The following is an 11,286-nucleotide window of genomic DNA, read 5'->3' on the forward strand; positions in this document are numbered from 1 at the left end:
GTGCAGGAGAGCATGGAGACGATCGCCAAGCCGCATGACCTGACCGACGTGCCGGATGCCAGGCCCTTGTCGGTCGGCGAGGGGGCGATCCGCTTCGAGCAGGTGCGCTTCAATTATGGCCGCACCGGCGGTCTGTTCGAGGGGCTCAACCTCGATATCCGACCGGGCGAGAAGATCGGCCTCGTCGGCCCATCGGGCGCCGGGAAGTCGACGCTCGTCAACCTGCTCTTGCGACTCTATCCGCTGGAGGCCGGTCGCATCCTGATCGATGGGCAGGATATCGCCCGCGTGACGCAGGACTCGCTGCGCGCACAGATCGGCATGGTGACGCAGGATAACTCGCTGCTGCACCGCTCGATCGGCGATAATATCGGGTATGGCCGGATCGATGCGACCGAGGACGAGATCATCGAGGCGGCCAGGAGGGCATCGGCGCATGAGTTCGTCGCGACCCTCAGCGACCAGGATGGGCGCAAGGGGTTCGAATCGCGTGTCGGCGAGCGCGGCGTCAAGCTCTCGGGCGGCCAGCGCCAGCGCATCGCCATCGCCCGCGTGCTGCTCAAGGACGCGCCGATTCTGATCCTGGACGAGGCCACCTCGGCACTTGATTCAGAGGTCGAGGCGACGATCCAGGAGCAGCTCACGGCGCTCATGCAGGGCAAGACCGTGATCGCGATCGCGCACCGGCTCTCGACCATTGCGGCGCTGGATCGGCTGATCGTGCTCGACAAGGGGCGCATCGTCGATCAGGGCAGCCATGCCGAACTCGTCGCGCGTGGTGGCCTCTATGCCCGGCTCTGGGCGCGCCAGTCGGGTGGTTTCCTGGCCGTTGCCGACCCGGAGACGGTCACGGCCTGAGTCCCGCTGAGGGCAGGCCGCGATGCACATTGCCGCCGCCCGGAACAGTAGACTTCGTCCAAAGTGCATGCCAAAGAGCGCGGCGGCGACGTGCCGCCGCATTGCGGCTGCGAAGGGGCGCACCTATGAGGGGCGTCAGACGATAATTTACAGCCGTTCCAGGCTGGGCGAAGAGCAGAGGAATCGATCGTGGCTCACGCGACCGAGACGACCCAAACCACCCGCCGCGACTTTCTGATGCTGGCGACCGGCGCTGCCGGTGCCGTCGGTCTCGGTGCTGTTGTTGTTCCGCTCGTGAGCCAGTTGGCTCCGGACGCGCAGACCATTGCTGCTGGTGCGCCGATGGATGTCGATCTCGGCCCGATCGCGGAAGGCCAGGCCATCAAGCTGTTCTGGCGCGGCAAGCTGATCTTCGTGCGTCACCGCACCAAGAAGGAGATCGACGAGGCGCKTGCGGTCAATGTCGCGACGCTGCCCGATCCTCAGACCGACCAGGCCCGCGTCAAGGAAGGCCACGAGCAGTTCCTCATCGTTTACGGCAATTGCACCCATCTTGGCTGCGTGCCGCTCGGCAATTCCCCCGGCGATCCGAAGGGCGACTACGACGGCTGGTTCTGCCCATGCCACGGTTCGCACTACGATTCGTCGGGCCGCATCCGCAAGGGGCCTGCGCCGCTCAACCTGCCGATCCCGCCCTATGCGTTCAACGCAGATACGAAGATCCGAATCGGCTGAGCTATGCGCTTCTCCATGATTTCCAATGATACCGAGAAAGCCTTGAGGCATTCGTCATGAGTGGTCATAGCACCTACGTTCCGAAGACCGGCTTTGAACGCTGGCTCGATGCCCGTCTGCCGATCGTTCGCCTCATGCACGATTCGGCCGTGTCCTACCCGGTTCCGCGCAACCTGAACTACCTTTGGACCTTCGGCGGCATCCTGGTGTTCATGCTCGTCGCGCAGATCGTGACGGGCGTCATCCTGGCGATGCACTACACGCCGCATGCGACCATGGCCTTCAACTCCGTCGAGCACATCATGCGCGACGTGAATTTCGGCTGGCTGCTGCGTTACCTGCACTCCAACGGCGCCTCGATGTTCTTCGTCGCCGTCTATGTCCACATCTTCCGCGGCCTCTATTACGGGTCGTACAAGGCTCCGCGCGAGGTGCTCTGGATCCTCGGCGTCGTCATCTTCCTGCTAATGATGGCCACCGCCTTCATGGGCTACGTGCTGCCCTGGGGGCAGATGTCCTTCTGGGGCGCCACCGTCATCACCAACCTGTTCTCGGCGCTGCCGGTGGTTGGCGAGACGATCGTGACCTTCCTGTGGGGCGGCTATTCCGTCGACAACCCGACGCTGAACCGCTTCTTCTCGCTGCACTATCTGCTGCCGTTCATGATCTTCGGCGTCGTGATCCTTCACATCTGGGCGCTGCACGTCGTCGGACAGAACAACCCGACCGGCGTCGAGGTGAAGAACGTCCAGAAGGACACCGTGCCGTTCACGCCCTATGCGACCATCAAAGACATCTTCGGGATGGTCTGCTTCATCTTCGTGTTCGCCTATTTCGTGTTCTATCAGCCGAACTTCATGGGCCATGCCGACAACTACATTCCGGCCAACCCGGCGGTGACGCCGACACATATCGTGCCTGAGTGGTACTTCCTGCCGTTCTACGCGATCCTGCGCGCCATTCCCGACAAGCTCGGCGGCGTTCTGGCGATGTTCGCGGCGATCGCGGTGCTGGCCTTCCTGCCCTGGCTCGACACCTCCAAGGTGAAGTCGATGAGCTACCGGCCGGTCGCCCGGGTCCTGTTCTGGGCGTTCCTCGTGGTCTGCATCGTGCTCGGCTATCTCGGCGCCATGCCTGCCGAGGAGCCCTACGTGACCTACTCGCGGATCTTCACCGCGCTGTATTTCGGCTACTTCATCTCGCTTGTGCTGGTCGGCATCTTCGAGAAGCCGGCGAAGCTGCCGAACTCGATCGCGGACTCCGTGCTGGCCAATATCAAGGGTGGCTCGGGCGCGAGCCTTGCGGCTGCCACCGCCTCCGAACCGAACGCCAAGGGCTGACGAAAGATGAGCACCACCCCGTTTCGCCTTGCCCTGGCGGGGCTAAGCTTCGGCCTTGCCCTCACTGCCAACGCGCTGACGGCCCAGGCCGCCGGCGACCGTGTGATCCCGCCGCAGCAGAAGTGGTCATTCTCGGGTCCGGTCGGCAAGTTCGACCGTGCCCAGCTCCAGCGCGGCTTCAAGGTCGTCAAGGAGGTCTGCGCCAGCTGCCACGCGATGAGCCTGATCCCGATGCGGACGCTGTCGCAGCCTGGTGGCCCGGAGTTCACGCCCGGGCAGGTCACCGCGCTGGCGGCGACCTATCAGATCAAGGACGGCCCGAACGACCAGGGCGAGATGTTCGATCGTCCCGGCCGTCCGGCGGACCGTTTCCCGTCGCCGTTCCCGAACGAGCAGGCGGCGCGGGCCGCCAATGGCGGAGCCTACCCGCCGGATCTGTCGGTCCTGGCCAAGGCCCGCACCTATGAGCGCGGTTTCCCGCAGTTCATCATCGACATCTTTTCCCAGTATCAGGAGCAGGGGCCGGACTATATCGCGGCGCTGCTGGCCGGGTACAAGGAACCGCCGCAGGGCTTCCCGCCGCTGCTGCCGGGCCAAAACTACAACACCTATATGCCGGGCCACCTCATCGCGATGCCGCAGCCGCTCCAGGACGGGCAGGTCGAGTATCCGAAGGGGCCGGACGGCAAGTCGCCGGTTCCGGAGACCGTGGCGCAGTATGGCAAGGACGTCGCGGCCTTCATGGTCTGGATGGCTGAGCCGCATCTCGAGGCGCGCAAGCGCATCGGCATGCAGGTCATGCTGTTCCTCATCTTCTTCGGCGGTCTGCTCTATTACACCAAGAAGAAGGTCTGGTCGCGCATGCCGGATGGCTCAACCGCGCACTGACCAACTCTGAGAATGGGAAAAGGCCCCGGAAACGGGGCCTTTTTCGTTTGGCCTTGCGCGGCTGCGGCTGTGCAGCGCCTTTGTACGGCCGTCACAGAAGCCTGCTCCTGTCCGGCCAAACTGAAAGGAAGCGATCATGAGCGAAGCTGTGCTCGGAATCATCGGTGGGTCGGGCATCTACGACCTGCCGGGCCTGACCGATCTGCGCGAAGAGCGTGTCACGAGCCCCTGGGGCGAACCCTCGGATATCCTGCGCATCGGCCGGATCGGCCAAACCAAGATCGTCTTCCTGCCGCGCCATGGTCGTGGTCACGTCCTGCCGCCCTCCGAGATCAATTACCGCGCCAATATCGACGTGATGAAGCGCGCGGGGGTCACCGATCTCGTCTCGCTCTCAGCCTGCGGGTCCTACAAATCCGAGCTCTATCCCGGCCTGTTCGTGCTGGTCGACCAGTTCATCGACCGCACCGTGCGTCGCGCCAGCTCCTTCTTCGGCAAGGGCTGCGTCGCGCATGTCCCGATGGCGCGCCCGGTCGGTCCGCTGCTGCAGGCAAGGCTCGCCGATGCCGCTACGGCCGAGGAGCTGCCCTTCGTGCGCGGCGGTACTCTGGTCACCATGGAAGGCCCGCAATTCTCGACCTATGCGGAGTCGCTGACCTATAAGGCGCTCGGCTACGACCTGATCGGCATGACCGCGATGCCCGAGGCCAAGCTCGCCCGTGAGGCCGAGATCACCTACGCGACCGTCGCGATGGTGACGGATTTCGACTGTTGGCACCCGGAGCAGTCCTCGGTGGATGTCACCTCAGTCGTGGCAGTGCTGAAGGACAATGCCGAGAAGGCGCGCCGGCTGGTTGCGCGCCTGGCCGCGGATTTCCCTGCCGATCGCGAGCCCTGTCCGGCTGGCTCCCATCACGCGCTGGACGGCGCCATCATAACGGCGCGCGAATTTCGAGATTCGAGCCTGGTGGCTAGGCTCGACGCGGTTGCGGGCCGGGTCCTCTGACTGCTGCCTGACATTGGAGGGGGCGCCGGGCTGGGGCTGGCGGTTCCCTTCGCGCGGCCGCGGCGCTAAGAGAGCGCGTCGCCACAGCGAGCTGTTTCCGCATGGACCGTGATACCCTCCTCGACCTGAAGAACGCGATCCGCTCGATTCCGGATCATCCCAAGCCGGGCATCATCTTCCGGGACATCACCACCCTGCTCGGCGATGCCCGGGCCTTCCGACGTGCGGTCGACGAGCTCGTCCAGCCTTTCGCCGGGCTGAAGATCGCCAAGATCGCCGGCATCGAGGCGCGCGGCTTCATCCTCGGCGGGGCGGTGGCCCATCAGCTCTCGGCCGGCTTCATCCCGGTGCGCAAGAAGGGCAAGCTGCCGCACGAGACGGTCAGCATCAGCTATTCCCTGGAATACGGCACGGGCGAGATCGAGGTCCACAAGGACGCGGTCTCACGGGGCGAGCGCGTCCTGCTCGTCGACGATCTGATCGCGACCGGGGGCACTGCGGAAGGGGCGGTCAACCTGCTATCCTCGCTTGGCGCGGAGGTCGTGGCGGCGTGCTTCATCGTCGATCTGCCGGATCTCGGGGGGGCGGATCGGGTCCGCCGCCTCGGCGTTCCCGTGCGCACGCTCGTCTCCTTCAGCGGACACTAAGCCCATGAAGATCGGCGGCAAGGCCTACCGGACGATCTGGCTCGCGCAGGATKGCTGGCGCGTCAGCGTGATCGACCRGACCAAGCTGCCCTTCCGTTTCGAGACCGTCGCGCTTGGGAGTGCCGAGCAGGCCGCCGAGGCGATCCGCAGCATGGTGGTGCGMGGAGCACCGCTGATCGGCGCTACAGCCGCCTATGGCGTCGCCCTGGCCATGCGCGCGGACCCGTCCGACCAGGCGCTGGAGGTGGCTGTCGCGCTGCTTGGTGCGACCCGCCCGACAGCGGTGAACCTGCACTGGGCACTGGAGCGGGTGAGCGCCAGGCTGGCGGGCCTGGATCCAGCTTCGCGCATGGCAGCGGCCTATGACGAGGCTGCTGCGATCTGCGACGAGGATGTCGCGCTCTGCCGCGCGATCGGTGAGCACGGACTTGGCGTGATCCGCGGCCTTGCGGCGGGCAAGGCTCCGGGCGAGCGCCTCAATATCCTGACCCATTGCAATGCCGGCTGGCTTGCCACGGTTGACTGGGGCACGGCGCTGGCGCCGATCTATCTGGCGCATGATGCCGGCCTGCCCATCCATGTCTGGGTCGACGAGACGCGGCCGCGCAACCAGGGCGCGGCGCTGACGGCCTATGAACTCGGCGCCCATGGCGTGCCGCATACCGTGGTCAGCGACAATGSCGGCGGGCATCTGATGCAGCGCGGGCAGGTCGACATGGTCATCGTCGGTACCGACCGGACGACCGCGACCGGAGATGTCGCCAACAAGATCGGCACCTATCTCAAGGCGCTGGCAGCGCATGACAACGGCGTGCCTTTCTATGTCGCTTTGCCGTCCCCGACGATCGACTGGCGGCTGTCGGACGGGCTCGGCGAGATCCCGATCGAGGAGCGTTCGGCACGCGAGGTCACCCATCTCGCAGGCCTGGGCGAGGATGGCGAGGTCGGCCAGTTTCGAGTGGTGGCGCCTGGCAGCCCCGCCGCCAATCCCGCCTTCGACGTCACCCCGGCGCGCCTTGTCACCGGCCTCATCACCGAACGTGGTGTGGCCCCTGCGAGCTCCGAGGGGCTTGCTGGTCTCTTTCCTGATCTGGCGCGCGGAGCTGCGACATGAGTGAAATGGCGCTTCGCGCAGAGATCGTCGCGGTCGCCCAGGCGATCGACAAGGCCGGGTTCTGCCCATCGAAATCCGGCAATGTCTCGGCCCGCTTCGAAGGCGGATTGCTGATCACCCCGTCCGGCCTGCCGTATGCGCAGACAAGGCCGGAGGATCTGATCCATCTCTCGCAGGACGGCACCATCCTGAATGGCTCACGCAAGCCTTCGTCCGAATGGCCGTTCCATGTCGAGATCTACAAGGCGCGCCCGGACGCCCAGGCGATCGTGCACACGCATTCGCCGCGTGCCACCGCGCTGTCGTCGGCAAGGCGCGGGATTCCGGCCTTCCATTACATGATTGCGCTATGCGGTGGGGCCGATGTGCGTTGCGCGGAATACGCGACCTTCGGCACACCCGAGCTTGCCGAGAACGCKGTGAAGGCGCTTGAGGGGCGCAAGGCGGTGCTGCTTGCCAATCACGGCGTCATCGCGCTTGGACAGACACTCGCGGGCGCGCACACGATCGTCGCCGAGGTCGAGAATCTCGCCGGGCAATATCTCGACCTGCTCGCCTCCGGCTTGGAGCCGGTCATTCTTGACGAGGCCGAGATGTCGCGCGTTTCCGCGAAGTTCGCTGGCTACGGCAAGGTCGGCTGAGGACCAGAGGCGTTCTGGGGGCGCGGCCCGGCATGGTCGGGCTTGGCCCCGGCCACATCGCCTGGGACGCTTCAGATCGCGCCGCGGATCAGGCCGGCCTGCGCTCGATGAAGACGCAGCCCTCGAAGCTGAAGACCTCCTCTCCATGCTGGTTCACACCGGCATTGCGATGGAAGAACAGGCCCCATTGCGGGCGGCTGGCGCTGGCGCGGGTTTGAATGACGGTCGAGCTATAGGTGATCCTGTCGCCGACAAAGACCGGTCTGGACCAGCGCAGATTCTTGAAGCCGGGGGAGGGGCCGAGGCGTGGCGCCTGTCCGGGCGTGGCCGCGAGCTGGCGTTTGCGGTGAGCGACCATCGTTGCCATCCAGACCGAGGCCGTATGCCAGCCCGAGGCGGCCAGGCGCCCGAAGGAACTGCTGCGCGCCGCAACATCGTCCATGTGGAAGGGCTGCGGATCGAAGGCACGGGCGAAGGCGACGATTTCCTCAGGTGTGAAGACGAAGCTGCCGAGTTCATGGCTCTCGCCGATCTCGATCTCCTCGAAGAAGGGCGCCGGCTGCGTCTCGCCAGCGGGAATTTCGAGCAGGCTCAGCGCTGCCGGCTGCACATAGCGGGGCGGGTGGGCCAGCCAGTCGCCCCTGGGTTGAGCAAAGCCCGAGCCCTTGCGACCGAACATGATCCAGTTGGTCTGCTCGAGGACCGGCTCGTCGCGCAGGTTCAGGAGCTCGAACCGGAACTTCACCAGGCCCATCTCGGGGCGTGAGCGCGATTCCTTGGTTTCAATCACGCTGCGCCGTGCGCTGAGGACATCCCCCGGCAGCACGGGCCGGAGCCATTTGACCTCTTCGATGCCGGGGGCCCCCATCGAGGCGGCCTCCAGGACGAAGTCCTCGGCGAGCAGCCGCATCAGTAGCGAGCAGCTATGCCAGCCGGACGCGATGAGCTGGCCGACGAAGCTCTGCCTCGCGGCCGCCGGATCGGTGTGGAAATCCTGCGCATCGTAGCGMGAAGCATAGGCGATGATGTCGTCCTGCGAAACGGCGACCCGGCCGCTCTGCTTCACCTCTCCGACGACGAAGTCCTCGAAATAGCGCATAGGTCGCTCGCGGTCCGGCTCAGTTGGCGAAGCGGAAATGCAGCACGTCGCCATCGGCGACGACATATTCCTTGCCTTCGAGCCGGAACTTGCCGGCTTCGCGCGCACCGCTCTCGCCCTTGTGGGCGATGTAGTCGTCATAGGCGATGGTTTCGGCCCGGATATAGCCCTTCTCGAAATCGGTATGGATCACGCCGGCGGCGGCGGGGCCCTTGGTGCCGTTCTCGATCGTCCAGGCGCGGGCTTCCTTCGGGCCCACGGTGAAATAGGTGACGAGGTTCAGGAGCGCATAGCCGGCGCGGATGACGCGGTTGAGACCCGGCTCGGCGAGGCCGACCGCGTCGAGATAGTCCTTCTGCTCTTCGGCCGGCAGGACGGCGATCTCGCTCTCGATCTTGGCCGAGACGACGACGGCGACTGCGCCCTCCTCGGCAGCGCGGGCCTTCACTTTCTCGGAGAAGCCATTGCCCTTGTCGGCGCTGGCTTCCTCGACATTGCAGACATAGAGCACCGGCTTGGACGAAAGCAGGCCGAGCATCTCGAAGGCCTTGCGTTCCTCGGCTGCGACCTGGACGAGGCGTGCCGGCTTGCCGTCGCGAAGCAGGACGAGGCAGCGGTTCATCAGGTCGGCCAGTTCCTTGGCCTCCTTGTCGCCCGACTTCGCCTTCTTCTCCAGCGGCTGCACGCGCTTCTCGAGGCTCTCGAGATCGGCGAGCATCAACTCGGTCTCGATGGTCTCGATATCGTCGATCGGAGAGATCTTGCCCTCGACATGGGTGATGTCACCATCCTCGAAGCAGCGCACCACATGGGCGATGGCGTCGCATTCGCGGATATTGGCGAGGAACTGGTTGCCGAGGCCTTCGCCCTTGGAGGCACCGCGCACGAGCCCGGCGATATCGACGAAGGTCAGGCGCGTCGGAATGATCTCCTTCGAACCGGCAATGGCGGCCAGCTTCTCCAGCCGGTCATCGGGTACCGCGACGTCGCCGACATTCGGCTCGATCGTGCAGAAGGGATAGTTCGCCGCCTGTGCCGCAGCCGTCTGCGTCAGTGCGTTGAACAGGGTCGACTTGCCGACATTCGGCAGGCCGACGATACCGCATTTGAAACCCATGATGGCTGGTCCGTTGCGTCGCCGCCGCAAAGGGGCGGTCGCGAGATGATGATTGGAATGTCCAGGGCCTTATTGGGGTCCGGGCGGCAAAAGACAAGATGGCAGGGGCCAGGGACGGCTCACGCGAACGTGCATGGCGAGGCGCTGCGCAGGAGCGCAGGACTTCGCGAGACGGCGATCTGTCTGCGCCGGTCCATTCGACGGAGCTCTTCCATGCGCGCGCTCTCTGCCAGTCTCTTCGCCGCAGCTCTCGTCCTGACCAGCAGTATCGTACAGGCTCAGGCGCCGGCGACACGGGTGCGTGGCACGGTCGAGAAGCTCGAAGGCTCGGCGCTGACAGTGAAGACGCCGAGCGGCGAGGACGTCGCGGTCGCCCTGGCCCCCGGCTACTCGGTTGGCGGGGTGGTCAAAGCCAGCCCAAACGACATCAAGAAGGGCAGCTTCGTCGGCGTCGGTGCGCGGCCGCAGGCTGACGGCACGCTTCTCGCCGTCCAGGTCCTGATCTTTCCCGAGGCGATGCGCGGGACGGGCGAAGGGCACAGGGCCTGGGGAGTCTTGCCAGACAGCACCATGACCAATGCAACCGTGGCCGAGACGGTTTCGCGCGTCGATGGCGCCAATCTCGTCCTGACCTATCCCGGTGGGGAGCAAAAGGTAACGATCACGCCCGAGGCCAATATCATCATGGCCGCACCCGCCGAAGCGTCCGAGCTGTCGCCGGGGGCACAGGTCGCGTTCACGGCGACGCGCCAGCCCGGCGGCGGTCTTCTTGCCAGCCGAGTCACGATCGCGAAACAGGGCGCCCAGTTGCCGCTCTGATCCATCGCCCGAAAAGTGGATTGCGGTTTTCCAGAAAGCCGATGCAAACACGGAAAGGCTCGTTCATCGGACCCGATACGAGATCGGGTCCGATGAACGAGCCTTTTAGTCCTCGGCCTTCTCGCCGAGGCGCTTCACCGCGGCATGGCCGCGCGCGTCCATGAAGAGATGCACCTTGTTCTGGAAGCCAGCATCATCGCCCGCGGCGAGCAGAGTGGCGTAATCGGCGCAGGCCGTGCAGAGATCCTCGACCCAGGGCTGCTCAGCCTTGCCGAAATCGTTCAGCACATAGGCATGGACGAGGGCCTTGTCGCCGGGATGGCCGATGCCCATGCGGACGCGGCGGTAGTCGTTGCCGATCGCGGCCGTCATCGAGCGCAGCCCGTTATGGCCGGCATTGCCGCCTCCGAGCTTCACGCGCAGCTTGGCCGGAGCGAGATCGAGTTCGTCATGGAAAGCGATCACGTCGGCGGGGGCGATCTTGAAGAAGCGAGCCGCCTCGCCGACCGCGCGGCCGGATTCGTTCATATAGGTCTGCGGCTTGAGCAGGATGACCTTCTCGTTACCGATCGTCGCCTCGCAAGCCTCGCCCTGGAAGCGTGAGCGCCAGGGGGAGGCCCGGTATGTGCGGGCAATCGTCTCGACCGCCATGAAGCCGATATTGTGCCGGTTGCGGGCATAGCGCGCGCCGGGATTGCCGAGACCGGCAAAGATCAGCATGGCAGGTCACTCCGGCAGTCGGGAGGGGCTGGCGGTCCTGCGCCTCCCTCTAAAGCAAGACGGCCGGGAAACCCGGCCGTCCAAGTGGTCTCGCGAAGGCAGCGCCGAAGCGCGGCATCCTCAGGCCTTGGCGGCCTCGGTGCCTTCGGCTGCGCCCTCGGCAGCAGCATCCTCGATCACCGACGGCGCCACGATCGTGACCAGCGTCAGGTTCTCGCGGGTGGTCAGGCTGACGCCTGCCGGCAGCTTGATGTCGTTGACATGGATGGACGTGCCAACGCCCAGGCCAGCGACGGAGACGT

Annotated in this window: 12 protein-coding genes and 1 pseudogene; 9 read left to right on the top strand and 4 right to left on the bottom strand. The window is 65.4% G+C overall.

What is annotated here, in order from left to right:
* The 8 genes from AC1DJT_RS28040 to AC1DJT_RS28075 form a co-directional block, all read left to right on the top strand.
* On the top strand, positions 1-858 hold an 858-nt coding region (locus tag AC1DJT_RS28040), incomplete at its 5' end, for an ABC transporter ATP-binding protein (protein WP_476835312.1).
* 189 nt (positions 859-1,047) lie between these two features.
* The gene (gene petA / locus AC1DJT_RS28045; protein WP_476835313.1) at positions 1,048-1,593 is read left to right on the top strand and encodes a ubiquinol-cytochrome c reductase iron-sulfur subunit; all 546 of its coding nucleotides are present in this window, start codon (positions 1,048-1,050) and stop codon (positions 1,591-1,593) included.
* Positions 1,594-1,649: 56 nt separating this feature from the next.
* Positions 1,650-2,933, top strand: a complete 1,284-nt coding sequence (locus AC1DJT_RS28050; protein WP_069879615.1) for a cytochrome b — start codon at positions 1,650-1,652, stop codon at positions 2,931-2,933.
* A 6-nt stretch (positions 2,934-2,939) separates the two neighbouring features.
* A complete protein-coding gene (locus AC1DJT_RS28055) occupies positions 2,940-3,821 on the top strand; it encodes a cytochrome c1 (RefSeq protein ID WP_441489517.1) in 882 nt (293 codons plus the stop codon).
* Positions 3,822-3,957: 136 nt separating this feature from the next.
* Positions 3,958-4,827, top strand: a complete 870-nt coding sequence (locus AC1DJT_RS28060; protein WP_476768064.1) for an S-methyl-5'-thioadenosine phosphorylase — start codon at positions 3,958-3,960, stop codon at positions 4,825-4,827.
* 101 nt (positions 4,828-4,928) lie between these two features.
* Positions 4,929-5,474: an adenine phosphoribosyltransferase gene (locus AC1DJT_RS28065; protein WP_441505176.1), complete on the top strand. Its 546-nt coding sequence runs from the start codon at positions 4,929-4,931 to the stop codon at positions 5,472-5,474.
* 4 nt (positions 5,475-5,478) lie between these two features.
* Entirely contained in the window at positions 5,479-6,588 is a 1,110-nt protein-coding gene (mtnA, locus tag AC1DJT_RS28070) for an S-methyl-5-thioribose-1-phosphate isomerase (RefSeq protein WP_476835314.1), read from the top strand.
* Complete coding sequence (locus AC1DJT_RS28075) at positions 6,585-7,229, top strand: class II aldolase/adducin family protein (RefSeq protein ID WP_441489513.1); 645 nt, start codon at positions 6,585-6,587, stop codon at positions 7,227-7,229. Before mtnA ends, AC1DJT_RS28075 begins: the two co-directional genes overlap by 4 nt.
* An 88-nt stretch (positions 7,230-7,317) precedes the next feature.
* On the opposite strand, the gene AC1DJT_RS28080 is transcribed toward AC1DJT_RS28075, so the two are convergent.
* Together AC1DJT_RS28080 and ychF are read right to left on the bottom strand one after the other, a co-directional pair.
* Positions 7,318-8,328, bottom strand: coding sequence for a MaoC family dehydratase (locus AC1DJT_RS28080; protein WP_441505179.1), 1,011 nt, complete (start codon positions 8,326-8,328; stop codon positions 7,318-7,320).
* A gap of 19 nt (positions 8,329-8,347) precedes the next feature.
* Positions 8,348-9,445, bottom strand: a complete 1,098-nt coding sequence (gene ychF / locus AC1DJT_RS28085) for a redox-regulated ATPase YchF (RefSeq protein ID WP_113510844.1) — start codon at positions 9,443-9,445, stop codon at positions 8,348-8,350.
* Positions 9,446-9,658: 213 nt separating this feature from the next.
* On the opposite strand from ychF, the gene AC1DJT_RS28090 reads away from it, so the two are divergent.
* Positions 9,659-10,264 carry a DUF5666 domain-containing protein gene (locus AC1DJT_RS28090; RefSeq protein WP_441505180.1) on the top strand — a complete coding sequence of 202 codons (606 nt, stop codon included), beginning with the start codon at positions 9,659-9,661 and terminating at the stop codon, positions 10,262-10,264.
* Positions 10,265-10,369: 105 nt separating this feature from the next.
* On the opposite strand, the gene pth is transcribed toward AC1DJT_RS28090, so the two are convergent.
* Positions 10,370-10,984 carry an aminoacyl-tRNA hydrolase gene (gene pth / locus AC1DJT_RS28095; protein ID WP_441489510.1) on the bottom strand — a complete coding sequence of 205 codons (615 nt, stop codon included), beginning with the start codon at positions 10,982-10,984 and terminating at the stop codon, positions 10,370-10,372.
* A gap of 120 nt (positions 10,985-11,104) precedes the next feature.
* Positions 11,105-11,286: pseudogene (locus AC1DJT_RS28100) on the bottom strand (50S ribosomal protein L25/general stress protein Ctc); the annotation flags it as partial.

This window comes from Allobosea sp. 05T422_2 (assembly GCF_056396265.1).